The 25,295-nt window shown below is 57.4% G+C and carries 22 protein-coding genes and 1 other RNA gene; 8 read left to right on the forward strand and 15 right to left on the reverse strand.

Annotated features, from left to right (window positions below; genetic code table 11):
- Positions 1-20 precede the first annotated feature (20 nt).
- From RBB47_RS05955 to ffs, 5 genes are all read right to left on the reverse strand, one after another.
- Positions 21-269: a hypothetical protein gene (locus RBB47_RS05955; RefSeq protein WP_305984836.1), complete on the reverse strand. Its 249-nt coding sequence runs from the start codon at positions 267-269 to the stop codon at positions 21-23.
- Positions 253-2,130 carry a DNA polymerase III subunit gamma/tau gene (locus RBB47_RS05960; RefSeq protein WP_305985007.1) on the reverse strand — a complete coding sequence of 626 codons (1,878 nt, stop codon included), beginning with the start codon at positions 2,128-2,130 and terminating at the stop codon, positions 253-255. Before RBB47_RS05960 ends, RBB47_RS05955 begins: the two co-directional genes overlap by 17 nt.
- Before the next feature lie 118 nt (positions 2,131-2,248).
- On the reverse strand, positions 2,249-2,677 hold the full coding sequence (locus RBB47_RS05965) for a hypothetical protein (RefSeq protein WP_305984837.1): 429 nt from the start codon (positions 2,675-2,677) through the stop codon (positions 2,249-2,251).
- A complete protein-coding gene (locus RBB47_RS05970) occupies positions 2,667-2,924 on the reverse strand; it encodes a hypothetical protein (protein WP_305984838.1) in 258 nt (85 codons plus the stop codon). The genes RBB47_RS05965 and RBB47_RS05970 overlap by 11 nt, the downstream gene beginning before the upstream one ends.
- 130 nt (positions 2,925-3,054) lie before the next feature.
- Positions 3,055-3,152: signal recognition particle sRNA small type (ffs, locus tag RBB47_RS05975), an RNA gene on the reverse strand.
- Positions 3,153-3,284: 132 nt separating this feature from the next.
- On the opposite strand from ffs, the gene RBB47_RS05980 reads away from it, so the two are divergent.
- From RBB47_RS05980 to RBB47_RS05990, 3 genes are all read left to right on the forward strand, one after another.
- The gene (locus tag RBB47_RS05980; protein WP_305984839.1) at positions 3,285-3,704 is read left to right on the forward strand and encodes an HIT domain-containing protein; all 420 of its coding nucleotides are present in this window, start codon (positions 3,285-3,287) and stop codon (positions 3,702-3,704) included.
- A gap of 346 nt (positions 3,705-4,050) precedes the next feature.
- Positions 4,051-4,995 (forward strand): NAD(+) diphosphatase, encoded by a 945-nt coding sequence (nudC, locus tag RBB47_RS05985; protein WP_305984840.1) that lies wholly within the window; start codon positions 4,051-4,053, stop codon positions 4,993-4,995.
- Entirely contained in the window at positions 4,995-5,573 is a 579-nt protein-coding gene (locus RBB47_RS05990; RefSeq protein WP_305984841.1) for a histidine phosphatase family protein, read from the forward strand. Before nudC ends, RBB47_RS05990 begins: the two co-directional genes overlap by 1 nt.
- Positions 5,574-5,760: 187 nt before the next feature.
- Here RBB47_RS05990 and RBB47_RS05995 read toward each other — a convergent pair whose 3' ends face one another.
- Positions 5,761-6,786, reverse strand: coding sequence for a hypothetical protein (locus RBB47_RS05995; RefSeq protein WP_305984842.1), 1,026 nt, complete (start codon positions 6,784-6,786; stop codon positions 5,761-5,763).
- A 286-nt stretch (positions 6,787-7,072) separates the two neighbouring features.
- On the opposite strand from RBB47_RS05995, the gene RBB47_RS06000 reads away from it, so the two are divergent.
- Both RBB47_RS06000 and RBB47_RS06005 read left to right on the forward strand, forming a co-directional pair.
- Complete coding sequence (locus tag RBB47_RS06000; protein ID WP_305985008.1) at positions 7,073-8,239, forward strand: lytic murein transglycosylase; 1,167 nt, start codon at positions 7,073-7,075, stop codon at positions 8,237-8,239.
- Between the two features lie 124 nt (positions 8,240-8,363).
- Positions 8,364-10,391: a bifunctional diguanylate cyclase/phosphodiesterase gene (locus RBB47_RS06005; RefSeq protein ID WP_305984843.1), complete on the forward strand. Its 2,028-nt coding sequence runs from the start codon at positions 8,364-8,366 to the stop codon at positions 10,389-10,391.
- A gap of 66 nt (positions 10,392-10,457) precedes the next feature.
- On the opposite strand, the gene RBB47_RS06010 is transcribed toward RBB47_RS06005, so the two are convergent.
- From RBB47_RS06010 to RBB47_RS06040, 7 genes are all read right to left on the reverse strand, one after another.
- The gene (locus tag RBB47_RS06010) at positions 10,458-12,089 is read right to left on the reverse strand and encodes an ABC transporter ATP-binding protein (RefSeq protein ID WP_305984844.1); all 1,632 of its coding nucleotides are present in this window, start codon (positions 12,087-12,089) and stop codon (positions 10,458-10,460) included.
- Positions 12,090-12,103: 14 nt separating this feature from the next.
- Positions 12,104-13,198, reverse strand: coding sequence for an ABC transporter permease (locus RBB47_RS06015; RefSeq protein ID WP_371932750.1), 1,095 nt, complete (start codon positions 13,196-13,198; stop codon positions 12,104-12,106).
- 93 nt (positions 13,199-13,291) lie between these two features.
- On the reverse strand, positions 13,292-14,413 hold the full coding sequence (locus tag RBB47_RS06020; RefSeq protein WP_305984846.1) for a microcin C ABC transporter permease YejB: 1,122 nt from the start codon (positions 14,411-14,413) through the stop codon (positions 13,292-13,294).
- Positions 14,414-14,478: 65 nt separating this feature from the next.
- On the reverse strand, positions 14,479-16,359 hold the full coding sequence (locus RBB47_RS06025) for an extracellular solute-binding protein (RefSeq protein WP_305984847.1): 1,881 nt from the start codon (positions 16,357-16,359) through the stop codon (positions 14,479-14,481).
- Entirely contained in the window at positions 16,356-18,236 is a 1,881-nt protein-coding gene (locus RBB47_RS06030; RefSeq protein WP_371932751.1) for an extracellular solute-binding protein, read from the reverse strand. Before RBB47_RS06030 ends, RBB47_RS06025 begins: the two co-directional genes overlap by 4 nt.
- 112 nt (positions 18,237-18,348) lie before the next feature.
- A complete protein-coding gene (locus tag RBB47_RS06035; RefSeq protein ID WP_305984849.1) occupies positions 18,349-19,734 on the reverse strand; it encodes a diguanylate cyclase domain-containing protein in 1,386 nt (461 codons plus the stop codon).
- Between the two features lie 224 nt (positions 19,735-19,958).
- A complete protein-coding gene (locus tag RBB47_RS06040) occupies positions 19,959-20,510 on the reverse strand; it encodes a cytochrome c family protein (protein ID WP_305984850.1) in 552 nt (183 codons plus the stop codon).
- A 197-nt stretch (positions 20,511-20,707) separates the two neighbouring features.
- Between RBB47_RS06040 and RBB47_RS06045 the strand changes: the two genes are divergently transcribed.
- From RBB47_RS06045 to RBB47_RS06055, 3 genes are read left to right on the forward strand one after another with little or no spacing between them, the layout of a single operon-like run.
- Positions 20,708-21,442 carry a 3-deoxy-manno-octulosonate cytidylyltransferase gene (locus RBB47_RS06045; RefSeq protein WP_305984851.1) on the forward strand — a complete coding sequence of 245 codons (735 nt, stop codon included), beginning with the start codon at positions 20,708-20,710 and terminating at the stop codon, positions 21,440-21,442.
- Between the two features lie 28 nt (positions 21,443-21,470).
- Positions 21,471-22,361 (forward strand): prephenate dehydratase, encoded by an 891-nt coding sequence (locus tag RBB47_RS06050; protein WP_305984852.1) that lies wholly within the window; start codon positions 21,471-21,473, stop codon positions 22,359-22,361.
- A gap of 31 nt (positions 22,362-22,392) precedes the next feature.
- Positions 22,393-23,394, forward strand: a complete 1,002-nt coding sequence (locus RBB47_RS06055; RefSeq protein WP_305984853.1) for an adenosine kinase — start codon at positions 22,393-22,395, stop codon at positions 23,392-23,394.
- A 73-nt stretch (positions 23,395-23,467) separates the two neighbouring features.
- Here the strand turns inward: RBB47_RS06055 and RBB47_RS06060 are convergent, their stop codons facing one another.
- Both RBB47_RS06060 and dapB read right to left on the reverse strand, forming a co-directional pair.
- A complete protein-coding gene (locus tag RBB47_RS06060) occupies positions 23,468-24,085 on the reverse strand; it encodes a 2,3-bisphosphoglycerate-dependent phosphoglycerate mutase (RefSeq protein ID WP_305984854.1) in 618 nt (205 codons plus the stop codon).
- Between the two features lie 26 nt (positions 24,086-24,111).
- Positions 24,112-24,924 (reverse strand): 4-hydroxy-tetrahydrodipicolinate reductase, encoded by an 813-nt coding sequence (gene dapB / locus RBB47_RS06065; protein ID WP_305984855.1) that lies wholly within the window; start codon positions 24,922-24,924, stop codon positions 24,112-24,114.
- Positions 24,925-25,295 lie beyond the last annotated feature (371 nt).

Genomic DNA, 25,295 nt, shown 5'->3' on the forward strand with positions numbered 1-25,295 from the left:
TTGTCAGCGTTGCGGCGGCGCTACGACTTCTTGAAACAGAGGTAGAAAATCCTCGCGATGAAATAGAGCCCGACAAAGAAAAAGACGCAAACGATCACAAGGACAATCAAGAGCTTCGTGAAGTCTTCAATCCCGGTTTTGGAAATGACAAACATTGAGAGGAAGCAGACAACGCTAATTGCAAAAAACAAAAAGACGTTCCGCTTGATCTTCGCTTCTCTTGATTTGTCTATGCCGTCCGTCTCGCCGGTCTCAATCGTCTTCATCATCTCCCAACGCTTCCCCCAACAAAGGATCGGCCAGCATCGGATCGGCAAGGGCTGCCTCGTCTTCCGCGCTCACCTGCAGCTTGACGTCGACGACCTTCGCACCGGGAAACTGGGTCAACAGCGCTGCAACGGTCGGGTGCGACTTGGCATCCGACAAGAGCTGCTGCTGATTGGCTTCCTGCTCTTCGTGAATGGTCGGACGGCCATGCTCGCGGGACACAACGACAAACCAGCGCTGCCCCGTCCATTCCATAAGCTTGCGGCCAAATTCGCCGGCAATATCGGACGGCGCGTCTTCGGTCGGCTGTATCTCGATTTTGCCCGGCTCGAACTTGACCAGCCGCATCTGACGCTGGATTGCGACCTTCATCGGAATGTCGCGTTTTTCCGAGGCAAGCGCAGCGCAATCATAAAGGCTCTTGAGAGCATATTCAGGTTGTTGCGGTGCCTGTGGTGCCGGCGCGACGTCCGGTGCCGGCTGCATTTTAGGAGCGCCGCCTTGAATCGCAGCCAGTTGCGGGCGAGGCCCACCCTGCATCGCCGTTCCGTTGCCGCTTCCGCCGGAAGGTCTGGCATCCGGGGATGCAGGCATACCGACAGCCATCGCCTGAGCACCGCCGGAAGGTCCACTGCCACCGGCGCCCGGTCGTGGCGCAGATCCGGTGTCTGGCATCTGACCACCTTTCACCTGCGCCATCAGTTCGCCAGGATCCGGCAGGTCAACCGCATAGGCCAAGCGGACGAGGACCATGTCCGCGGCCGCCAGCGGTTTGGAGGCTGCTTGAACCTCCTGCACACCCTTCAAAAGGATTTGCCAGGCCCGCGACAGCAAACGCACGGAGACGTTCTCGGCAAAGTCGCGTCCGCGGGCGCGCTCGGTTTCGGTGACAGAAGCCTCGTCGGCTGATTTCGGTGCCACCTTCATGCGAGTTACAAGATGCGTGAAATCGGCAAGATCCGTCAGGACGATTGCCGGATCGGCGCCGACCTCGTACTGGGCCTGCAACTCGGCAAGGGCTTCTTCAATCCGTCCGGCCATGAGGTGCGCGAATAGATCGATCACGCGCGCCCTGTCGGCCAATCCGAGCATCTGGCGCAGGTCGCCAGCTTCGATCGATCCGCTGCCATGGGCCATGGCCTGGTCCAGTAGAGACAAAGAATCGCGTGCCGACCCCTCGCCTGCTCTTGCGATCAACAGCAAGGCTTCGTCGGAAATCTGGATGTTCTCTGCATCGGATATCCGGCGCAGCAACCCGATCAGCTTGGACTGCTCAATCCTTCTGAGATCAAACCGCTGGCAGCGCGACAGTACAGTGATCGGAACCTTGCGGATTTCGGTCGTTGCAAAGATGAACTTCACATGTTCAGGCGGCTCTTCCAGTGTCTTCAGCAGACCGTTGAATGCTGCGTTGGACAACATGTGCACTTCGTCGATGATATAGACCTTGTAACGCGCCGTTGCCGGGCGGTAGCGCGCGGCATCGATGATCTCGCGGATGTCGTTGATGCCGGTATGAGAGGCCGCATCCATCTCGATAACGTCGACATGGCGGCCTTCCATGATCGCCTTGCAATGCGTTCCTTCGCGCTCGAGCCTCACGGTCGGCTTGTCGACTTCGCCGGGGACCTCGTAGTTCAGGCCGCGCGCCAGGATACGTGCCGTCGTTGTCTTTCCGACACCGCGTACACCGGTGAGCATCCAAGCCTGTGCGATCCGGCCCGTCTCAAACGCGTTTTCGAGCGTCTGCACCATCGGCTCCTGACCGACCAGATCCTCAAAGGTTTTGGGTCGGTATTTGCGTGCCAAAACCCGGTATGCACCGTCCTGACCCTGACCGCCCGCGGAGGCGCTGTTGGTCATGTCCGGTGCTGAAGTGCCGTTGCTGGAAAAACCTGACTCGTCCATGAGCCGCACCATAGCGATTTTTTCGAAAATGGGGACGGACTTTTGAAAGTTTTTCTGTGAACTCTAGGAGAGACTAATCCGCTACCCGTGCGGTAGATCCAGCGCTTTTGAACCTGTCGGGCAACAGGAAAATCTGCCTCGCTGCCGCGCTCGAGACACGTTCTTTGGAATACCAGGCATCCATAAGCGATCGTGAAAACAGATCAGGGTTGCGTTCCAGAAACTCATCAAAATTTGAGTGGGGGGTAACTTCCATGCGTTCAGCCAACAAACCGAGAAAGGCGATTGTCAGTGTCGTGTTGAATTTGCTGGCAGCGCCTGCCTTCGTGGCAATTTCTTTCAAAGCACCACCGTATCGCGCAGCCGCCTCAAGGAACTCGTATCTCTGCAGCATCTTGCAAGCGACACCGATGTGATCCCGATGCGTGAAGGATCTCGCATCCAGATCATGCGCCTCGAAAAGGTCGGTCAGCTCCTCATAATTCCGCGCCTCAGGACTCATCGCTCTCATCCTTAAGTTTGTGACTGTCTGAAGCGTACAAATCGAGGTCATAAACGCTTTTCAGCTGTTCAATCTTGCGAAGCGTCTCTTCGGAAAACGGTGGTTTGTTTTCGAAGCAGTGTAGCGCCATACCTTCCAGAAGATCGCCCAGCGAAAGGTCCAGGTGTTCAGCAAGACCCTTCAAAACTTTCAGGAGCCGTTTTTCCAGGCGTACGCCGGTCTGGATACGTTCAACAGATTTGTTCATGAACGCTACACTGGTACCAATGTACCATTTTGTCAACCCTCTGCACATTTGCCGAATTCAATGCGAGAGGCGAAAACAAAAAACACCGCGCGGGACCGGGCGGTGTTCGAAACAAAACGTAAGTTTGAGGGTGGGAGGCTGGCACGGCGACCCGTGCCGAGGCTCGTTAGGGCTGCTTCCTTCCGGACCTGACCCGGTTGGCGAGTGGCTCGTCCACCACCAACCTCCCGAGCGCCTTATATCAGATCACCCATGGGGTTTGGCAAGTGGAAAGACCAAGTTTTTGTTTGCCGGGAAAACGCGCTCGCCAAAACCCGACAGATGCGTGTACCTTGCCTCTGACAAACGCGGAACAATTTCATGTCTTCCTTTGCGCTCAATCCCCGACTGGAAGGCGACAGTCACTTCGTCGCCGACATGCCGCTTTCAATGCTGCGGCTGATGAAGGATGCCAACTATCCATGGTTGATGCTTATCCCGCGAAAGGCCGATCTCGTTGAAATCATCGATCTTGAGGACGGCGACCAGGTCCAGTTGATGCGCGAGATTGCCATGGTCAGCAAGGTCCTGCGATCCGTCACCGACTGCGAAAAGCTCAACGTCGCCGCACTCGGGAACCAGGTGTCCCAGCTGCATGTCCACGTGATTGCCAGGTTTCGCGACGACCCGGCCTGGCCAGGCCCTGTTTGGGGCGCCGTCCCTGCACAAGATTACGAAACCGAGCGTTCCGACAACCTGGTCGACAGCCTTCGTGAGGCGCTTGAAGACGCTATCCGGTAAACCCGGCTGGACAGGTTCTTTCTGCGACCCTAGGGTACGGACCCATAAATGAAGCCGATTTGGCGTCAGAAATGGCGAAATCTCGCAAGGAAGCGTGTGAAGAGCGGGCTGTATGCTCGGTCAAGCACGGTGACGCTGCGAGGTGAAGCCATTCTGCCGTCCTTCGGATTTGGCCGTTTTGGCCATCTGCTACGTCGCGAAAGGCTTGAAAATGAACCACATTTACTGCGCTTTCGCTCCTTTCATATGGCCAAAACGATCCAAACCAAACCGACTTCAATTATGAGTCCGTACCCTAAGGTACGGCGCAAGCAAAGACCTGCCAGCACTTTCCAGGGATCCCAACATGCGTCCAGCTGCCGCTAGTCTCCAGGCTATGGAGATGAGCTTTATCGCCAATTCGCTCGACCGGCAGTCGGAACGGCGTGGAAACACTGCCTATCTGAAGGAATTGCTTGATCGCCCCGACACGCGCGTCGTGCTGTCGACGGACAAGACACTTGTCTTCAGGGCGGATGCTGATCACGAGATCGGACACCCCCTTTCCGCGGCCCTGGCGCTTGGAGCGGTTACCGAAGAGATGGTGTTTCTTGGTCTGCGACCAGAAAGCGGTCAGGCGATTTTTGCAACAACGCTGCCCAGCAGCGACGAAGAGCTGGCTGAACGGGCAGACCTTGTCGTGCAGGACCTTAGGAACCTCGCGCTGACAAATGCCTTCCCTGATGAAGACCTCAGCGCTCTTGCGCAAGCGCGCGCGCTGATCCATTGGCACCGGACACATCAACGTTGCTCGCGCTGCGGCGGGAAAACCGTCATGGCCGAGGCCGGTTACCGGCGCGACTGCCCTGACTGCGGCGCGGCCCACTTTCCCCGGACCGACCCTTGCGTGATCATGCTGATCACCGACAGGGACCGGGCCTTGCTCGGACGCCCGGCACGCCTTCCGGAAGGCGTCTATACGACACTCGCAGGCTTCATGGAGCCCGGAGAAACGATTGAACAGGCCGTGCGCCGCGAGGTACTTGAGGAAAGCCGGATCAGGGTCGGCGAAGTCAGGATGGTTTCAAACCAGCCGTGGCCGTTCCCGGCCAACCTGATGCTGGGATGCATCGGTACCGCAACGTCGTTCGACATCGAAATCGCGGACGACGAATTGGAAGCCTGCAAGTGGTGCGACAGAGCGGAAATCCGGCAGATGATCGATGGAACCCATCCCGAGGGCCACAGGATACCCCCGTCTATCTCGATCGCCTACGAGCTGATCACAGGCTGGCTGGAAAACCGGGTCTGATGAGCTGGTGCATTTACCTGACCCACCCGGAGGTCACCATAGATCCATCGGTGCCTGTGCCGGATTGGGGACTTTCAGCGGTTGGTCACGAGAGGGCCAAAGCGGCGACGGAACTCCCTTTTTCCCATGAGCTGGGTGCTGTTGTTTCCAGCGCTGAAACCAAGGCTCTCGAAACAGCACAGGCATTTGTCGAGCGTTTCGGGATGTCTCACGAAATTTACGAAGACCTGCACGAAAACGACCGCTCTGCGACCGGGTTTCTGCCCCAGGAGGAATTCGAGCAGACCGCGAATATGTTCTTTGCAAATCCCGACGTCTCTGTTCGAGGCTGGGAGCGGGCCCGGGACGCTCAGGAACGCATCGTGCGCACGACACGGCAAGCGCTGACCGGGTACAAGGCTGACCTGCCCGTCCTGTTCGCCGGTCACGGCGCCGCCGGGACCCTGCTCATGTGCCATCTCATGGGTGTCGCCATTTCCAGGGAACTTGATCAAGAGCGCGGAGGCTGCTGGTACAGGTTCCAGAAGGACTGGCTCACGACTAAGGCCGGGAGGGGATTGCGATGGACCGAGGTTTGACGGTGTTAAAGCCTCGAGCCCTTCTTGGGTCGGAACGTCCTGCCCAAAGCGTCTGATGCCAAAAAGACTCGGCTCTTTGAAACGCTTCGAAACAGGATTTGCATTCCGGCAGCTGGCGTCGCAACGCTGCCCACCAGGCCGTGCCCATAAGTCCAACACGCAGCGGGAAGCAGCTTAAAGGGTGTGTCTAATTCAGCGGACCGAGCTTTGCGAGACTGTATCTTTCAGAGATCCGGCTAAGTGTGCGCTCGGCGCGCTGTATCTCGTCATGACCCATAGACCCGTAAAAGAATGCCCGCGAGTATCGGCGCTCTCGAACCAAGGTGTCGACGTGATCTTCCACCACGCCGCCGACCCGGTCATAGACCCGACGGTGGATCGAGCCGTTTCGTGCGAAAACCGCGCCCGGATATTTTTTTGAAGTGGTTGTGTGCGTGATCGGTTTGCGCCCGATAATCGATGGGCGCGTCATACCACCGATCGCGTCGCCGGTGTGGACCTCCTCCTGGAGGTGATCTTTCGTCAGCACCAAAGCCATGAACATTCCGATTTCCATGTCCTTTTGCAGACGCCCGTTGGGCTCTGTATTGGCTGGCGAACTCAGGGGTGCGTTTGCCAGAGGCTGTTTCGCCAGCTGCTGTGCGAGCGCGTCCTTTTCGTCCTGGGTCTTGTTTGATGCATCGCGGATTTCTGTTGCCGCCTTGTGGGCAGCGGCCACCATGTCAAGCAGATGACGGCGAAGGCCGAGATAGTTCACCAAGGGATTTTCGGTGTAGGTCGAGGGGGAGGCGTTGCTCGCACCGGCGTTGTTGAACATCTGCTTCGCTTCATTCGATATGATCCCCGCGACCGCGTCCCAGGCCTCGCCCGCAAACATCGACCGCGTGGGGTGCTCTGCAACCCAGTTGGCTGCCCGCATCAAGCGAATGCTGTTCGTGCGCCCAATGGACTGGAGCGCTGTGTCAGCCACAGCGGACCGAAGCGTCACCTTTCCCACAGCCGTGCCCAAACCGGCAGCAAGGCCAAGAGACAACAGCGACACGGCAATGCTGACGCGTAACTCGTCAGCCTTTTTCTGGTTGTCGAGCACGGTTTTGAAGTTATCGAAGGCGCGAGAGTAGGCTTCAGCATACGGGATGATCCAATTGCGTTCCCAGTTACGCTGGATTTGCGGCAACTCCGCAATGTAGTGGTCGATAGTCTGAATCGACATGGGTTTCTCCAATACATTTTGTCAAAAAAAAACGGCTTGAAATATCGCGCCGTACATCTCTCAAAAAAGACTATGGGCCTGATGTCCCTGACGCGCTGTTTGGCAATTGCTCCGACCACATTTCGATGCAATTCTCGCCCGCAATCGACCTCATCTGTGAGATCGCATAACGAGGTGGTCGGACCCGCTCAAACTTCGTGATAGTCTTCCGGCCGCGGAGATAGTTAGGGAACCAGCCGTGATCAAGAGCTTGAGGTTGATTTTTGTTGCGGCGCTGATCGCCTTGATGGCGACGCCCGAACCGGCAACAGCCGGAAAATACGATGCCCAGTTCCAGAAGTTTCTGAAATCAGACGTGATTCCGGCAGCCCGCCAGGCAGGTGTCTCGCAGGCAACGCTTGATCGCGAGTTGGCCGGTCTGACACCTGACACATCCTTGCCAGGGCTCGTCGGCCCCGGTGGCAAAGGCGCTCCGCCCAAAGTCAACTTCCAGGCGGAGTTCCGCGCACCGCAACGGTATTTTCGCGACAGCCAGTTCAATTCTCTCGTACCGGGCGGCCGGCGCCTGATGCAAAAACATGCCGCGACGCTCAAGAAAATCGAAGCCAGGTACGGAGTTCCAAAACGCATCATTCTGGCGATCTGGGCACGGGAGTCCGGCTATGGCGCCGCCAAGATCCCTCACGATGCGCTGCGCGTTCTGGCAACGCAGGCGTTCATGGGACAGCGTGCGGACTTCTTCAAAGGTGAACTGATCGCTGCACTCAAAATCCTGCAAAACGGCGATGTAACGCGCCGCGCGATGAGAAGTTCCTGGGGCGGCGCCATGGGACAGCCGCAGTTCCTGCCGTCATCCTATCTGAAATATGCCGTTGATTTTGATGGTGACGGCAAGCGCAACATCTGGACGTCCGAAATTGACACGATGGCGTCGATTGCCAACTACCTCGCTGCCCACGGCTGGGCAAAAGAACGGGACTGGGGCTACGAAGTCCATCTTCCGGAAAGCGTATCGTGTACGCGTGAGGGTCCGGACAACAGGCAGAAAATCTCAACCTTCGTGAATGAGGGCGTGAAAAGGGTCAGCGGGAAACCATTCCCGAATTACGAACTCAATCGCCCCGGGAACATTTTGCTGCCGGCAGGACGATACGGGCCCGCTTTCATTGCCACGGAAAACTTCTATGTCCTGAAGGAATACAACGAGAGCGATACATACGCCCTCTTTGTCGGACATCTCGCGGACCGTTACGGCAACAACAAGGCGTTCATCGGCGACTGGAAACCCATGAAGGAAACAACACGGGGGGCAGTGCGCAACCTGCAGCTTCGGCTTGAGGGGCTTGGTCACGATGTTGGCGGGGCGGACGGGCTGATCGGTTTCAAAACCCGCCGTTCCATCGGTAAAGATCAGGAAAAGAACGGTTTTTTCGCAACTTGCTGGGTCGGGTAGCAAAACAGTCTTAAGTAGCCATTGTACCGTCCAAGAAATACGGCATGCGCTACTCAACAGTTTAGTAATTTAGCTCGCGTAACCTAAGAGAACGTGTTCCGAACATCTGCCACGCGAGATGTGAATGAAACTATTACGGCATCAATCTCTTGGGTCGGCTGCGCTTGTTTTTGCCGGAGCACTTGTCCTTGCGCTTTCGTTTTTTGCCATATCCTTGTGGGAATTTAGCCGAACGGAGGCGGACGACCGCGCACGGATCGTTCAGCTCGCCGAAGCCTTTGTGAAGGAATATGCGGACCAGCATTCGGAGGGAATGCCGCTGCCCGCCTCGTTTCGCCGGATCGGATTGGAGAGTTTTCTGCAGACGCGGGTCGGCGACAAAACCCATGCGCCGGTGCGCGTGCGTGTTCCAGGTCCTCCTGGCCTCGAACTAGGCTCTGAGGAACCTCTTGCACATGTCGCGCAAAAAATAACCGTCATCGCGGAAAGCAGAGACCCTGCAATTTACGAAGAATTGCGCGTTGAAGGATCACGCGTCATCGGCCGCTCGATTTTCCCGACCTTTGCCACGTCAGAAGTCTGCGTTTCCTGTCACAACAAGGAACTAGGGGGAACGCCCTACAAGGCCGGAGACGTGATGGGCGCCTTTGTCGTCGAATCCGATCTGACCGCGTTTGTCATGCGCAGCCTTGCCTATTCCGGCGTTGCCTTCGGCGTCCTGCTCCTCGGTTACCAGTTGCTGGCAAACCGCGAAAATCGCAGAACCCGCGAAATTGTGGAACTTGAGGGGCAGGTCGAGCTTGAACGCCAAAGACGGGAGGCTGAAGCACATTCCAACTTTGTGCTTTCGCACGATTCCCTAACAGGACTGGCGAGACGTTCCGTTTTCATGGAGCGGTTGCGAGAACTCTGTTCGCAACAGGACAAGCCGAATTTCTTCGTAGCGCTGATCGACCTTGATGACTTCAAGACCATTAATGACACGATGGGTCACGATGCCGGCGATGCGTTGCTGACCACGGTTGGACACAGGCTCAAGCGCATTGCCGTTGAAGGCGGTGGCCTGGCCGCGCGATTTGGCGGGGACGAGTTCGCGCTGATTGTGCCGCAGTCCGAGCAGTTTCCGACCATGCACGCGACCGGCTCCAGAGTTGTCGAACTCGTGCGCTGTGAAGTGATCCATAACAGCTTCTCGATCCAACCGAGTTGCTCGGTTGGCCTTTCGGCTTGCGGACCTGATCATGTCCACGACGACGCATATCTTCTGAAATATGCAGATGCGGCACTTTATGCAGCCAAGGATGCCGGGAAAAACCAGTTCCGCCAGTTCAACGACGAGATTCTGAAGACTCTCAACCGGCGCACTCTCATCACGTCCGCGCTGCCGCGCGCGCTCAAGTACAACGAGCTGGATGTTGCTCTCCAACCCAAGGTCTGCCTCGCGGACGGCAAAGCGGTCGAGTTCGAGACGCTGGCACGCTGGAACCTGGGCGCTAATTCGGTTGATCCGGACGAGTTTGTCAGGGTCGCGGAAGAAACCGGTACGATCTTCGATCTTGATCTGGCGATCCTTGCAAAAGGCGCGGAGTTCGCTGTCTCTGCTTCAAACCTGATCGGCGCGCCCGTGAGGATAAGCTCAAACGTGTCTGCGCTCGGGTTCCGCAGACCGCGAATTGCCGACGGGATCATGCAGTGCCTGCACAAGGCCGGGCTGGCGCCGCAACATCTCACGATTGAGGTTACAGAAAGTGTGCTGGTCGAAAATATCGCGACTGCAAACGAGAGCCTGAACAGCCTGCGTGCCTGCGGTATTCGCATCGCGCTTGACGATTTCGGAACCGGGTATTCGTCACTGCGCTACCTGCAACAATTGATTTTTGACGAGATCAAGATCGATCGGTCTTTCCTGCAGGACATTACCAGCGACAGCAAGAAACACTTCCTTGTCATGAAGATCGTCGAGATGGCGATGGGCCTCGACAAGGAGGTCGTCATTGAAGGCATTGAAACCCAGGCACAGTTCGATCTGGCCCTGCGGACCGGTGCCCGCCTCGGCCAGGGATACTTTTTCTCCGACCCAATGGGTCACGATGCCTGCCTTGAGTACGCGCAAAAAGCCGGCCTCAATTTGCCCGACAGGATGCACGGGTAAGCAGATCCCTTTGCCGAAAGGTATTTTGTGCAATGGTCGAGCCTCAAGGCGCTGTAGTGAGAGCTGTCAGGCGCTCACCACGCCTTCCGGTGCGGTTTCCAGCCGGAAGGCTGCCGCCATCAGCGCTCTTGTGTAATCTGTCTTTGGTGCATCGAAGATCTGCTCTGCCGAGCCGGATTCCACGACCTTGCCCTGACGCATGACAACCACTTCATTGGCCAGTGCCCTGACGACCTTCAGGTCGTGAGAGATGAACAGATAGGCAAGACCATGCGCTTTCTGGAGATCCCTGAGCAGATCGACCACCTGTGCCTGAACGCTCATGTCGAGGGCGGATGTCGGCTCGTCCAGCATCACGAACTTCGGTTCCAGAACCATCGCCCGCGCGATCGAGATACGCTGACGCTGGCCACCTGAAAACTCGTGCGGATACCGATGCCGGGTCGTCGCATCCAGGCCAACCTCCTCCAACGCCTTGGCGACCTTGCGGTCCCGCTCCTCGGCAGAGATGTTCGGGAAGTGGACCTTGAGACCTTCGCCGACGATTTCGGAAACCGACATGCGCGGCGACAGCGCGCCGAACGGATCCTGAAACACGATCTGCATGTCGCGGCGCAGCGGACGCATTTCCTTCCAGGAATTGGCCTGAATCTCCTGACCGTAAAAGCTGATACGGCCGGTCGACGAGATCATGCGCAAGATAGCGAGTCCGAGCGTCGTCTTGCCAGACCCGCTTTCGCCGACGATGCCGAGCGTCTGGCCTTTCCTGACAGTCACATCGATGCCGTCGACAGCCTTGATGTGGTCTACGGTCCGGCGCAACAGGCCTCTCTTGATCGGAAACCAGACCTTCAGGTCATCCGCCTGGACAACGATCGGTTTGCTGTCGTCGGTGACCGGCGGCTCGCCCTTGGGTTCGGCACCGAGAAGGTGCTTTGTGTAGTCGTGTTGCGGCCGCTCGAAGATGTCGGCGACCGGCCCTTGCTCGACGATCTTGCCGTCGGTCATCACGCAAACACGATCAGAAAACTTGCGAACGATCCCAAGGTCATGCGTGATGAACAGCATGGCCATGCCCTGCTGTCGCTGCAGCTTTTTCAGCAACTCCAGGATCTGTGCCTGAACGGTAACGTCGAGAGCGGTTGTCGGCTCGTCGGCAATGAGAAGATCCGGTTCATTGGCAAGTGCCATGGCGATCATCACGCGTTGACGCTGCCCGCCGGAAAGCTGGTGGGGATAGGATTTCAGCCGCGTTTCCGCTTCGCGAATGCCAACCTGGTTGAGCAACTCGAGAACCCTTGCGCGCGCCTGCGATTCTCCCATGCCGCGGTGGATCTTCAGGATTTCGGAGATCTGCCGTTCCACCGTGTGCAGCGGATTGAGCGATGTCATCGGTTCCTGAAATATCATCGAGATGACATTACCACGAACTTTGCGCATCTGGCTGTCATTGGCCTTCAGCAGATCCTCCCCGTTCATCAGGATCTCACCCGACGGATGAGAGGCGGCCGGGTAGGGCAGCAGCTTGAGGATCGAAAGCGCGGACACGGATTTGCCCGAGCCGCTTTCGCCGACAAGTGCGATGGTTTCGCCCTTGTTTATGTCGAAGGAAATCCTGTCGACAGCCAGCGTCTGTTTGCCGCCCTGGGTAAAGGCAACGGAGAGATCTTTTACGGAAACGAGCGTGTTGTTGGCCATCTGTCCGGTCCTCCTCACGCCAGGCTCTTGCGCGGATCAAATGCATCGCGCACGGCTTCGCCGATGAAAATGAGGAGGCTGAGCATCAGCGAAATCACGAAGAATCCGGTGATGCCGAGCCACGGTGCCTGCAGATTGTTCTTGCCCTGGGCCAGAAGTTCACCAAGGGATGCGGAGCCGGGCGGAAGCCCGAAGCCCAGGAAGTCGAGTGCCGTCAACGTTGAAATCGAACCGTTCAGAATGAAGGGCATGAAGGTCAGCGTTGCCACCATCGCATTGGGCAGCAGGTGCCGCCACATGATCACCGGGTTGGAAACGCCCAGCGCGCGAGCGGCGGAGATGTATTCGAAATTGCGCCCTCGAAGAAACTCCGCACGCACCACGCCCACCAATGCCACCCAGGAAAATGCCAGCAGGATTCCGAACAGGGTCCAGAAGCCCGGAACCAGGAACGAAGACACGATCAGGATCAGGTAGAGCGTTGGCACAGCCGTCCAGATCTCGATGAAGCGCTGGAACAGAAGATCGACCCAACCGCCGTAATAGCCCTGCACCGCACCGGCTGCAATGCCAATGACAGAAGACGCAAGCGTCAGTGCCAGTCCGAACAGCACCGAAATCCGGAAGCCGTAAATGGTCCTGGCCAACACATCGCGGCCCTGGTCGTCAGTGCCGAGCCAGTTCCAGTTGCCAGCGATGCAGTTCGGATCGTCCGCACCGAGCGGATAGCGCACGCAGCGCTCTTCCTTGGTCATCGACCAGGAGGGAGGCGCGGGCGCAGGCACTGGAATGTCATGGTTCACGGTCCGGTAGGAATAGCGGACCGGTGGCCACAGCATCCAGCCGTTTGCCTTGATCTCGTCCTGAATGAAAGGATCACGGTAGTCGGTCACGGCAAGAAAGCCGCCGAATTTCTCTTCCGGATAGTCGACGAAGACCGGAACGAGCAGCTCGCCCTGATAGGACACCAGGATCGGCCGGTCATTTGTGATGAATTCGGCGAGCATTGCCAGGACGAACAGGACAAGAAAGATCCAGAGCGACCAGTATCCGCGCCGGTTCGCCTTGAAATTTGCCAGGCGCCGTTGATTGATCGGCGTCAGCCGCATTTTCTTCGGCGGGGGCGCGGTTTCTTCGGGAAGCGGATTGTAGACGTCGTAGCCTTCCCGCTCGAGGTCGTTGTCCAGACGGGTATCCATGCCTCAGACCTCCCTGCTTTCGAAGTCGATCCGCGGATCGATCCACGTGTAGGTCAGGTCCGAAATCAGATTTACCAGCAATCCCATCAGCGAGAAAATGTAGAGGGTCGCAAAGACCACCGCATAGTCCCGGTTGATGACCGACTCAAAGCCGAGCAGACCGAGGCCATCGAGAGAGAAGATTGTTTCGATCAGGAGGGAACCTGCGAAAAAGGATGAAATGAACGCCCCCGGGAAACCGGCGACCACAATCAGCATGGCGTTGCGGAACACGTGGCCGTAGAGCACTTGGCTTTCGGTGAGGCCCTTCGATCGCGCGGTGATCACATATTGCTTTCGAATTTCGTCCAGGAACGAATTCTTTGTCAGCAGCGTCGTTGTCGCAAACGCGGAAAGGACCATCGCGGTCAATGGCAGTGCCAGGTGCCAGAAATAGTCGGCGATCCGCGCCGGCCAGGACAGCTCTTCCCAATTGTCCGACACCAGTCCCCGTAACGGAAAGATGTCCCAGAAGGAACCACCGGCAAACAGAACGATCAACAACACCGCAAACAGGAAGCCGGGAATAGCATAGGCAACGACAATAACGCCCGAGGTCCACACATCAAAGCTGGAGCCGTCGGCCACCGCCTTTCGAATTCCAAGCGGAATGGACACCAGATAGGAAATGAGCGTCATCCATAGGCCGAGGGAGATCGAAACCGGCAGTTTTTCGACAATCAGGTCCATGATCTTGATGTCCCTGAAATAACTCTCGCCGAAATCGAACCGGGCGTAGTTCCACAGCATGGTCAAGAAGCGTTCGAACGGCGGTTTGTCGAACCCGAACTGGGCTTCCAGCTCCTTGATAAACTCCGGATCGAGGCCCTGGGCGCCGCGATATTTCGACGTAACGCTGTCTGCCGCCGATCCGCTGCCGCCGGATGCTTCATTGCCCCCACCGGCAAAGTCGCCTCCACCGCCACTGATACGGGACGTGGCGGACACGTCAGTTCCCTGGAGCTGCGCGATGACCCGCTCTACCGGGCCGCCCGGTGCAAACTGGATAATGACGAAGTTGATCGCCATGATGCCGACAAGGGTCGGTATCATCAGCAGCAAACGGCGAAGGATATAGGCGCCCATGGGGTTCGTGCATTCCCTTTTTCTTTGGCCTTCTGACGCGGGCCCTCAGGTGTCACTTTGAAAGATTAACCCGCTTTGCCGAGTTTTTCCGCCTTTTCCTGGTCTATCCACCAAAGATCTTCCACAGGGAAGAAGTAGCGCGGCGTTTCCTCCGGGTGACCGAACATGTCCCATACGGCAACATTGTGGACAGGTTTAAACCATTGCGGCACCCAGTAGTGTCCGGACCTCAAGACCCGGTCGAGGGCGCGGGCGGCAATGTTCATCTCTTCGCGCGTGTCGGCCGCAAGAATCTTGTCCATCAACGCATCGACAACCGGATCGGAGATCCCGGCGATATTGTAGGTGCCGGGCGTCCTGGCCGCCTCGGAGCCCCAGGAGGTGCGAATGGCTTCGGACAGCGTGGCACCCAACGAATAGCGGCGTGAGCAGATGTCGAAGTCGTAGTCATTCAGACGGGACTGATACTGGGCGGGATCGACAAGCCTGAAGCTCGCATCAATCCCAAGCCGTTGAAGGTTCTTGATATAGGGATTGATGATGCGTTCAAAGGCAGGCGAATTGTTCAGGAACTCGATTGTGAGCTGTTTGCCATCCGGACCGATCAGCTCGGAGCCTTGCCGTTCGTATCCTGCCTCTTTCAAGAGATCGCTGGCTTCGCGAAGCAAGGTTCGGTCGAAGCCCGAACCATTGCTCACCGGTTGCTGGTAGGCCGTCTCGAACACGCTGTCCGGAAGCTGGTCGCGATAGGGATCGAGCAACGCCAGCTCCGCTTCGGTTGGCATGCCCTCCGCCTTCATTTCGGAATTTTCGAAGAACGATTGTGTCCGTTCGTAAAGCCCGTAGAAGAGGTTCTTGTTCGACCACTCAAAATCAAACGCGTAACTGAGTGCCCGGCGCATGACAGGGTTCTTGAACTTTTCTAGCCGGGTGTTGATGAACCATCCCTGGGCGCCTGACGGCCGGCCGTCCGGGAAGTTCTTCTTGACGACCCGTTTGTCCTCGACCGCCGGGAAATTGTATTCCGTCGCCCAGAATTTCGACCGGAATTCCTCGCGATAGGTCATGTCGCCTTTTTTGAAAGCTTCGAAGGACACCTGAAGATCGCGGTAGAAATCAACGCGAATGACGTCGAAATTCTTCTGCCCTTTCAGGACCGGCAGATCGTTGCCCCAGTAGTCCTGGATCCGGTGATACTCGATATAGCGTCCGACGGCATGCTTGCCGACCTTGTAGGCACCTGAGGACAGCGGCGCCGTCAACGTGCTCTGGCTGAAATCGTAGGCGGTGTAGTACCGCTTGGAAAAAATCGGCAAACCCGCAATCAGCAACGGGAGCTGTCGTGACTGCTCGCCGGTGAATTGCAGCGCGACCCGGTATTCGTCAAGAACTTCCGCATCCCGGAGTTCCTGGATGTTCTGGCTGATCTGGGGGTGACCGTCGCCCTTGAGCAGCAACAACGAGAAGGCCACGTCCTCTGCGGTCAGCTTGGAGCCGTCGTGGAACCTTGCCTCGGGGCGCAGGTTGAACGTGTAGGTGTTGCCGTCCTCCGACACTTCGACGGTTTCGGCCAGCAGCCCGTACATTGCGTCCGGTTCGTCATAGGCACGCACCATCAGCGTGTCGAAGCAGAGCTCCATGCGCGGTGGCGCATCCCCCTTCAGGATGAACGAATTGAACGTGTTAAAGGTGAGGGAATTCTGGTTGTAGTACCAGTAAGGCGCCTGGAAGATGAAGGTCCCGCCCTTTGGCGCGTCCGGATTTGTGTAGTCGAAATGGGTGAAATCCGGCCCGTATTTCAGATCGCCGAAAACTGACAGCCCGTGCTGCGGGCGTCCTGTCGATGCGAAGGCGTTCCCGGGGACCAGAGGCACAGAGGCCGTCAATGCCGCAGCTCCGGTCAGCTTGAGCAACTGCCGCCGCGATGGGGTGGTGATGACGCTCATTGCAGTGCCTTCGTTTCTTCAGCAAGTTGTTCGTCGTACCACCAGATGGTCGGAAAGCCGGTGCTGAATTCCGGCATCTCCTCCGGATGGGCAAAGCGGTTCCACCGTGCCGTGCGCGTTTCATCAGTGTAGAATTGCGGGACGACGAAATGGTTCCACAAAAGAACCCTGTCGAGAGCGTGGGTGGCAGCCACGAGTGTTTCGCGGTCTTCTGCGAAAATGACCTTGTCGATCAGATGGTCGATCGCCGGATCCTTGATGCCCATATAGTTGGCGGAACTTGCATTGTCCGCAGATTCGGATCCCCAGTATTCACGCTGTTCGTTGCCAGGCGACAGCGATTGTCCGATCGCCAGTGTCACCGCATCAAAGTCGCGGCTGCGGACGCGATTGATGAATTGCGACACATCGACCAGGCGCAGAACCGGCTTGATGCCGATGCTTTCAAGGTTCTTGGCGTAAGGCAAAAGCGTGCGTTCGCTTGCCTTGTCCCGGTAGATAAACTCGACTTCAAGCTGCTCGCCGGTCGCGGAATTTATCATCTTCCGGTCCTTTAGCTCGTAGCCGGCCTTGCGCAGCAGTTTGACCGCCTCGCGCAGGTTTGCACGGACATTTTGCTGATTGCCGCCGACCGGGTTCTTGAACTCTTCCGTAAAGACTTCGGCAGGGACCTGATCCCTGACTTCCTCCAGGATTTCGAGTTCCTTGCCTTCGGGCAGCCCTGACGACGCAAGTTCGGTTCCGGCGAAATAGGAACTGATCCGTTTCAAGAGATTGGCAGAGACAATCTCGTTTGTTGTCTCGAAATCGTAAGCATAGTTCAGAGCCTGGCGAAGGTCGGGGTTCTGAAACTTGTCCCGGCGCAGGTTCAAGAAAAACCCTTGCATGACACCGGATGATTTGTCGGGGAACACTTCCCTGACGACGCGGCCGTCTTCGATCGCCGGAAAATTGTAGCGCTTGGCCCATTGGCTCGAGCTGCGCTCCACATGGTAGTCGTACTGATCGCCCTTGAAGGCTTCAAATTGGACGGAATCGTCCAGAAAAGAGATATACCGTATCTCGTCGAAGTTGCCCGTTCCGACACGTATCGGCAGATCGTTGCCCCAATAGTCTTCGACGCGCTCATACGTCACATTTCTGTTCGCGGAGAAATTTTTGATGCGGTATTGCCCGGAGCCAAGAGGCGGTTCCAGGGTGCCTCGGGAGATGTCGCGTTTTTCGCCCTTCTCGTTTGTGCCTTCCCACCAGTGCTTCGGCATTATGTACAATTGGCCCATGATCTTGGGCAATTCGCGATTGCCGGCAGAATCGAATGTGAACCTGACGACGTTATCTCCCACGGCTTCGATTTCCGTGACGTTCTGATAGTAGAATTTGCGTTGCGGGTTGAGCTCGATCGATTTTTCGAAGGACCAAATGACATCTTCGGCCGTGACTGGTTTGCCATCGTGCCATTTCGCGTTCGGATTGAGACGGTACTCGACCCAGGAATAGTCGTCGGGATACCGGACAGCGTCTGCAAGTGCACCATACTGGGCGCTGATGTCATCCTCATCCAACGAAGGTTCCATCAGGGCTTCGTAGATGTTCAGAATGCCCGGAGCGACATTGCCCCTGGGCAGGATGAAGTTAAACGTATCGAAGCCGCCGCGACTTGCGAGCCGAACCGTCCCTCCCTTCGGAGCGTTCGGGTTCACGTAGTCGAAATGTGGAACGTCGGCGGCGTATCTGGGAGTTCCGTTCAAGGCCGATGCGTGCTGCCACGCGGGCTCTTCAGCGGCTGCTGGACTAAGTGCTGTTCCTGTGAATGACAAAACACCCACAAGCGCCGCTGCCGCGGCTGTTCTATTCCACGCAGGCCATACAAACACTATCGGCTTCTCCGTCCCGTTCCGGTCTCCAAACCCAATTTATAGGGTTGATTTGGCGCCAGTGTAGGGATGAGCCGGCCAAACGTCACGCGCTGGTTGCCATTATGACAGAAATTTAACCCGTCTGCGGGAGCTCGCCGTCGGGAATTCCCTTCTCGGTCTGTTTGGTCTTTGCCTTGTGCGCATACATGCGTCCGTCAGCGACCCTCAGAAGATCATCAATTGTCGTTGCGTCCATCGGATAGCTTGCACTGCCAAGGCTGGCGCTGACGTCAATGGATGCGCCTGAGAACTCGAAGGCCTGCGTGACACGTTCAAGCAGACGCCCGACGAAAGCTTCGCGTTCTCCGTGCCGCATGTTGCCCGGCGTCAGGACAATGAACTCGTCGCCGCCAACCCGCGCCACAGTGTCCGTCTGCCGTATCTGTTTCTGCAGGCGCCGCCCAACCTCGACAAGAAGTTCATCGCCGACCGAATGGCCGTAATTGTCGTTCACGGGCTTGAAGGCATCGAGATCAACGTAAAATATTTCAAATCCGACACCTGTCCGGTCGCACATGGAGGCAAGCTGGGACATGCGGTCCTCCAGAAGTCTCCTGTTTGCGAGGCCGGTCAGCGGGTCATGCAGCGCCATCGACCGGACCTTGAAGATTTCGCTGATCAACAGAAAGGCCATCACCGCGAAGACCAGCGAAATCACGCTGCCGACGAATTGCGTGATCCAGACCTGCCTGCCGTTGCCCGACCAGCCTGCTTCTGGATATCCCAGCAATTCCCAGTTCAAACCGCCCGGCAAGAGCAGTGGCAAGGAAACATGGTCCAGATCCGCCAGTGCCCGGTCGCCAAAAAGGATCCTGGAACTGGTTCCGCTTGGCCCCTTGTCGACAAGCGAGATATTGGTGCTGCCCGTCGCGACGCTGATACCTGCCGAGGCCATCAGGCTTTCTTCATCCAGCAGGAGCGTGGCAACACCCCAATAAGCGCGATCTTCCAGCGGTTGCCCGGCAAAGAGAGCGGGGAAAACCGGGATACGGATCAAGAGTGCGCGACCGCCCTGAACCAGTTCAAGCGGTCCGGCAATCACGACTTGTCTGGACTGCATGGCCTGTTCGACCGCAGGCCATTGCGAGGCGTTCAAACGGTAGTCCAGTCCCAGGGCAGCCTGATTGGGTTCCAGCGGATAAACAGCTTGCAGGATGTTTTCCGGTGCCAGGCCAATCGAGCGGATAGAGGGGTTCTTCTCAATCAAATCGGCCGCTATGTCCCGATAGTCTTCCGGCCGGAAGGGCTGTCCCTCCAACTGCGCAATATAGGCTCTGAACCCCAGACCGTGTGCCACTGTCCGGCTGATCTCACCTTCAAGCCGTGCCCTTGCTTCGGACAGCTCCATGCTGATGTCTTGCTTGTGCTGCGAAACCAGTTCGTTGCGCACGAGCAACCCGACGTGCGCAGTGACAGCGATCCCGGAAAGAAAACAAACGATCGCGACAACGGAAGCCACCCAGGCTCCATTGGACCCAAAACCAAGTTTACGCGTCAGCTGCCTGCCCATACGGCCCCTGCCCGACGTCGGGTCATGGCAGCGAGATCGACGCCATAACCTAGCCCATACGTCACGTTACTACGTTACGTAAACTCTGTTAATTTTCCATATATTTCAAACAAAAAGCCGGGTTGAACACCCGGCTTTCGTCTCAACCAGCAAAGGCTTTGCGCCTGCCAGCCTTACTCTGTCGGCAACGGCTTCGGTGAACCGGAATGCTCTCTGAGATAGGCGATCATGTCGGCGCGTTCCTCGGGTCTGCGCAAACCGGCAAAACCCATTGATGTGCCACTGATGTAACCCTTCGGCGACGCCAGGAAGTTGTCCAGCGACTCGTAGGTCCATTCCGGATTCTCTTCGCCGTAGGTGGTCATCGCGGAGGAATACCGGAAGCCGTCAAATCCGCCAGGCTTGCGTCCGACGATATCCCAAAGCGCCGGACCAACCTTGTTTGCGCCACCTTCTTCAAATGTGTGACAGGCGGTACACTTTTTGGCGACATTTTCTCCAGCCGAGGCAGAGGCTGCCAGCAGGCGTTCGGAAATCGGAACAACGTCCGGCTCCGCTTCCACAGTCGACGTTGCGTCCGGAGCCGACTCCAGAACGATTTCATAGCCCGGCTTATCGGGAATCGTCGGGTGAAAGATGAGGTCGGAAACAATGCCCACACCCATCGTCAGAATAAGAACCATCAGAACCGCACCAGCGGCCTTGTTCAGCGTGAAGGAATCCATTCTCTCCGGCTCCAAGCTCATACGCGCCCGGGCCCGCGACCGACGCCGCGAACCCTATCAGCTTTTATAAAGTCGCCGGAACGTACAAATTTTTTGACCTTGCTGTCCATAGCTTTAAAAGGGCAACTGATACGACAAACGGACGCGGCTGGATTTTTTCGCTTGAAAAACCCCTCGCCGGCCAGATGGAGACCTGATTGACTGCCGCCCTTGTGATCATTCCCGCCCGGCTCGCCGCGACGCGCCTGCCGCGCAAGATTCTCGTCGACATCTGCGGAAAGCCAATGATCGTGCGGGTTCTGGAGCAGGCTCGACAAGCGGACATCGGTCCGGTCGCGGTTGCTTGTGACGACGAAGAGATCGCGCAAACCGTGAGGAATTACGGTGGCGAGGCTGTCATGACGCGCACGGATCACGTTTCCGGCTCTGACCGCATCCATGAAGCGGCGGAGCTGCTTGATCCGGACGGCAAGTTCGATGTCATCCTGAATGTGCAGGGCGATGTGCCGTTGATTGAACCGAAAGCGATTCGCGCCGCCTTCGCCCCGCTTGCTGTTCCCGAGGTCTCCATCGGTACAATCATGACCGAAATCACGGAGGACGCCTTCCGGCAGGACCCGAGTTTCGTTAAAGCCATCACCACGCCAAACGGGCAGGGCCATCACCGCGCGCTTTACTTCACACGGGCAACGGCGCCGACGGGCGACGGCCCGCTCTATCAGCATATCGGCATCTATGCCTATCGCCGGAAGGCATTGACCCGCTTCGTGTCGCTTGACCCGTCTCCGCTGGAGCGCCGGGAGAAGCTTGAACAGCTTCGCGCCATCGAAGCTGGGATGAGAATCGACGTATCGATCATTGACAGCGCGCCCATGGACGTGAATACGCCAGACGATCTGGAGCGCGCGCGCCAAGCCTACCAGACCCTTTGAACCAGACTGCCAGAACGCGAAAAGATCCATGACCGACAGAAAAAGAATAGTTTTCCAGGGCGAGACCGGTGCGAATTCCCACATGGCCTGCCGGAGCGTCTACCCCGACTACGAAGCCATTCCCTGCGCGACGTTCGAGGATTGCTTTTCGGCGATGGCGGATGGGTCGGCTGACCTTGCCATGATCCCGATCGAAAATTCGGTCGCAGGTCGTGTCGCCGACATTCACCACCTCTTGCCGAAATCCGACCTGCACATCATCGGCGAATATTTCATGCCGATCAGGTTTCAGCTTATGGCGCCCAAGGGCGCGACGGTCGAAACGCTCGAGAAGGTGCAGAGCCACATTCATGCCCTCGGCCAATGCCGCAACGTGATCCGGGAACTCGGACTGACCGCTGTCGTCGGCGGCGATACGGCAGGGTCCGCACGGCAGGTTGCAGAACTCAATGACCCGGCGGTTGCTGCCCTCGCCCCCGAAATGGCGGCTGAAATCTATGGTCTCGACATTTTGCGGCGCGACGTTGAAGACGCAGCTCACAACACGACCCGTTTCGTGATCCTGTCGCGCGACAAGATGGAGGCCGCCCACAACGGCCAGACCGTCATCACCACATTCATCTTCAGGGTACGGAACGTTCCTGCCGCGCTCTACAAGGCCCTCGGAGGTTTCGCCACCAATGGCGTGAACATGACGAAGCTCGAGTCATACCAGCTCGAAGGCCAGTTTTTTGCATCGATGTTCTATGCCGACGTTGAGGGTCACCCGGAAGACCCCGCCGTCGGGCTGGCGCTTGAAGAACTCGCCTTCTTCTGTGCGGAGCTGAACATTCTCGGCGTTTACCGGGCAAGTCCGTTCCGCGACAAGATCAAGGAACCGGAAGCCAACCGCGCCCTGCGGCCCAATCCCCATTCCTGATGCTGCCCTGCAGTCGTAGACAGAGGTATTCATGACCGAAACGAGATTTGATGCGCTGTGCATCGGCAATGCCATTTGCGATGTGTTTGCCCATGTCGAAGAGGATTTCCTCGTCCGGGAAAGCCTCGTCAAAGGGTCCATGCGCCTTATCGATACCGATGAAGCGGTTCGGCTGTTCGACAAGATGGGCCAGACCGTGCGCATCTCCGGCGGCAGCGCTGGCAACACGGCCGCAGGCATCGCTTCGCTCGGCGGCAGGCCGGCGTATTTCGGCAAGGTTGCCGAAGATGAGCTCGGCGATGCCTACGCCCACGACATGAACGGTACCGGGGTCTATTTCAACACACCACGTCTTCTGGACAGCAAGCCGACGGCCCGCTCGATGATCCTGATCACGCCGGACGGCGAGCGCACCATGAACACCTATCTTGGCGCCTGTGTTGAATTCGGCCCGTCCGACGTTGACGAGGACGTCGTGGCCGCGTCAGCCGTCACCTACATGGAAGGGTATCTTTGGGATCCGGAAGAAGCCAAGAAAGCCTTCCTGAAGGCAGCGGAGGTTGCGCACGCAAACGGCCGCAAGGTTGCCATCACCTTGTCCGATTCCTTCTGCGTCGACCGGTACCGCAGCGAATTCCAGTCGCTTCTCACCGACAAGGTCGTGGACTTGATGTTTGCGAACGAACATGAACTGAAAGCGCTGTACGAGACATCGGACCTTGAAACCGCGATCTCTGCAGCACGCGAATCCGGTGCCCTGACGGCGCTCACACTGGGTGCGGACGGCGCGATGGCGTTTGACCGGAACGAGACTGTGAAAGTCTCAGCACAGACCGTCGACAACGTTGTCGATCTGACCGGAGCAGGAGATCTCTTTGCCTCCGGTTTCCTGTTCGGCCTGGCGCGAGACTACAAGCTTGGCGATGCCGCTGAACTCGGTTGCCTGTGCGCAGCGAATGTCATCAGCCATGTCGGTGCGCGACCGGAGAAGCCGCTGCAAAACGTTGCCGCGCAAAGCGGTTTCGAAATCTGACCAGGAGCAAAAAAGGCGATCTCAACGATCGCCTTCAAGCTTTCGATACTCCAGGGTACCGAGCTGCCTATGATCAGGCGAGATCCTGCATGCTGACGATGCCGCCGTTCTCGTCCAGGCGATAAATGATCGGTGTTCCGGTCCCAAGCTCACGCTTCAGGATCTCCTCAGGGCTGAGACCTTCCAGTTCCATGATGAGAGAGCGAAGCGAATTGCCGTGGGCCGAAACGAGCGTGCGTTTGCCTTCCAGGACCTTCGGCAAGATTTCAGACTTGTAGTAGGGCAGAACGCGTTCGGCCGTCATCTTGAGGCTTTCGCCGCCCGGGGGCGGCACATCGTAGGATCTGCGCCAGATGTGAACCTGTTCTTCGCCGAATTCCTGGCGTGCCTCGTCCTTGTTCATGCCCGTCAGATCGCCATAGTCGCGCTCGTTCAAGGCCTGGTCCATATGGGTTTCCAAACCGGTCTGACCGAGTTCCTCCAGCATGATGTCGAGCGTTTTTTGCGCACGTGACAGATCGGACGTGAAGGCCAGGTCGAAGGTCAGTTGCAGATCCCGCAGCTGCTGGCCGGCCCTGTGGGCTTCCGCAACGCCTTGCTCGGTCAAGCCCGGATCCTTCCAGCCGGTGAACAGGTTCTTCAAATTCCACTCACTCTGCCCGTGACGGACAAGCACAAGAAGGCGTTCCATGCTTTCTCCTTAAGCTCTTCGCTTGGTCATGCATCCAGGCCGAGAACATCGGCCATCGAATAAAATCCAGGTTTTTGGTCGAACCCCCAAAGGGCGGCCTTAACTGCACCGCGCGCAAACAACTGGCGATCTTCCGCGCGATGGGTGAGTTCGATCCGCTCTCCTTCACCGGAGAAAAAAACCGAATGCTCTCCAATCACGGAGCCGCCGCGCAAAGTCGCAAATCCGATGTCGCCCGTCTTGCGCGGATCCATGATACCGTCGCGGGAGCGCACAGAGTGTGTCGCGAGATCAATTCCGCGCCCCTCTGCTGCTGCTTGTCCCAGGAGGAGCGCCGTACCGGACGGAGCATCCACCTTGTGCTTGTGGTGCATTTCCAGAACCTCGATATCGAAGTCTCCATCCAGCGCGGCGGCGGCCTTGCGAACGAGGCTTGCAAGAAGGTTCACGCCAAGGCTCATGTTGCCTGACTTGATGATGCGTGCGTGACGGGCAGCTGCTTTCAACGGTTCGTCTTCGCCTTCGGCCCATCCGGTTGTCCCAATGACGTGCACGATCCTTGCCTGAGCTGCAAGTTCCGCAAACCAGAGGCTTGCCGCCGGAGCTGTGAAATCAAGAACACCGTCGGATTTCGCAAAAGCAGTCAGCGGGTCGTCCGTTATCGGAACATCGAGCGTGCCGACCCCGGCAAGTTCGCCCACGTCCTGACCCATAAATTCCGAGCCTTCCCGTTCAACGGCAGCGACAACTTCGGCTCCCGGCAGATCGGTCACGGCACGTGTCAGCGCGCGGCCCATTCTGCCGCCGGCGCCAACCACAACCAAGCGCATTTGCCCCATGGCATTCCTCTTTTCGACTTTCGCTGGGGGTATAGCAGTTTCGTCTCTTCAGGCAAACGCCCGTTCTTCAGGTCGTCCCGTCCTGGGCCGGTCGGGTACATGCTGTTCCGCTTGCGAAGCATTTCGACAATTTGAAAAAAGTACAGGAGCTCCAAAACGAAGGGTATTCGTGGGGTTTGACTGAAAAGCTTAGGTATTTTTTACAAATCATTTTTCGTCACGCAGATTCAGCAGAAATAAACAAATTGCCTCTAAATTATGCGTAAGTTTTGACGGTGCCAAAGCCGCCATTATACTCAACGGTCAAATAAGAAAATTGCGACAGATACCCATCATGACGACCCGACTTTTTCTCTTCAAAAAAACGCTCC

Source organism: Roseibium sp. MMSF_3544, assembly GCF_030732845.1.
Classification (GTDB): Bacteria; Pseudomonadota; Alphaproteobacteria; order Rhizobiales; family Stappiaceae; genus Roseibium.

Excerpts from the sequence above, each read along its gene's own strand:
- RBB47_RS05955 (WP_305984836.1), bottom strand. The coding sequence starts at position 269 with ATGATGAAGACGATTGAGACCGGCGAGACGGACGGCATAGACAAATCA.
- RBB47_RS05960 (WP_305985007.1), bottom strand. The coding sequence starts at position 2,130 with ATGACCAACAGCGCCTCCGCGGGCGGTCAGGGTCAGGACGGTGCATAC.
- RBB47_RS05965 (WP_305984837.1), bottom strand. The coding sequence starts at position 2,677 with ATGAGTCCTGAGGCGCGGAATTATGAGGAGCTGACCGACCTTTTCGAG.
- RBB47_RS05970 (WP_305984838.1), bottom strand. The coding sequence starts at position 2,924 with ATGAACAAATCTGTTGAACGTATCCAGACCGGCGTACGCCTGGAAAAA.
- RBB47_RS05980 (WP_305984839.1), top strand. The coding sequence starts at position 3,285 with ATGTCTTCCTTTGCGCTCAATCCCCGACTGGAAGGCGACAGTCACTTC.
- nudC (WP_305984840.1), top strand. The coding sequence starts at position 4,051 with ATGCGTCCAGCTGCCGCTAGTCTCCAGGCTATGGAGATGAGCTTTATC.
- RBB47_RS05990 (WP_305984841.1), top strand. The coding sequence starts at position 4,995 with ATGAGCTGGTGCATTTACCTGACCCACCCGGAGGTCACCATAGATCCA.
- RBB47_RS05995 (WP_305984842.1), bottom strand. The coding sequence starts at position 6,786 with ATGTCGATTCAGACTATCGACCACTACATTGCGGAGTTGCCGCAAATC.
- RBB47_RS06000 (WP_305985008.1), top strand. The coding sequence starts at position 7,073 with ATGGCGACGCCCGAACCGGCAACAGCCGGAAAATACGATGCCCAGTTC.
- RBB47_RS06005 (WP_305984843.1), top strand. The coding sequence starts at position 8,364 with ATGAAACTATTACGGCATCAATCTCTTGGGTCGGCTGCGCTTGTTTTT.
- RBB47_RS06010 (WP_305984844.1), bottom strand. The coding sequence starts at position 12,089 with ATGGCCAACAACACGCTCGTTTCCGTAAAAGATCTCTCCGTTGCCTTT.
- RBB47_RS06015 (WP_371932750.1), bottom strand. The coding sequence starts at position 13,198 with ATGCGGCTGACGCCGATCAATCAACGGCGCCTGGCAAATTTCAAGGCG.
- RBB47_RS06020 (WP_305984846.1), bottom strand. The coding sequence starts at position 14,413 with ATGGGCGCCTATATCCTTCGCCGTTTGCTGCTGATGATACCGACCCTT.
- RBB47_RS06025 (WP_305984847.1), bottom strand. The coding sequence starts at position 16,359 with ATGAGCGTCATCACCACCCCATCGCGGCGGCAGTTGCTCAAGCTGACC.
- RBB47_RS06040 (WP_305984850.1), bottom strand. The coding sequence starts at position 20,510 with ATGGATTCCTTCACGCTGAACAAGGCCGCTGGTGCGGTTCTGATGGTT.
- RBB47_RS06050 (WP_305984852.1), top strand. The coding sequence starts at position 21,471 with ATGACCGACAGAAAAAGAATAGTTTTCCAGGGCGAGACCGGTGCGAAT.
- RBB47_RS06055 (WP_305984853.1), top strand. The coding sequence starts at position 22,393 with ATGACCGAAACGAGATTTGATGCGCTGTGCATCGGCAATGCCATTTGC.
- RBB47_RS06060 (WP_305984854.1), bottom strand. The coding sequence starts at position 24,085 with ATGGAACGCCTTCTTGTGCTTGTCCGTCACGGGCAGAGTGAGTGGAAT.
- dapB (WP_305984855.1), bottom strand. The coding sequence starts at position 24,924 with ATGGGGCAAATGCGCTTGGTTGTGGTTGGCGCCGGCGGCAGAATGGGC.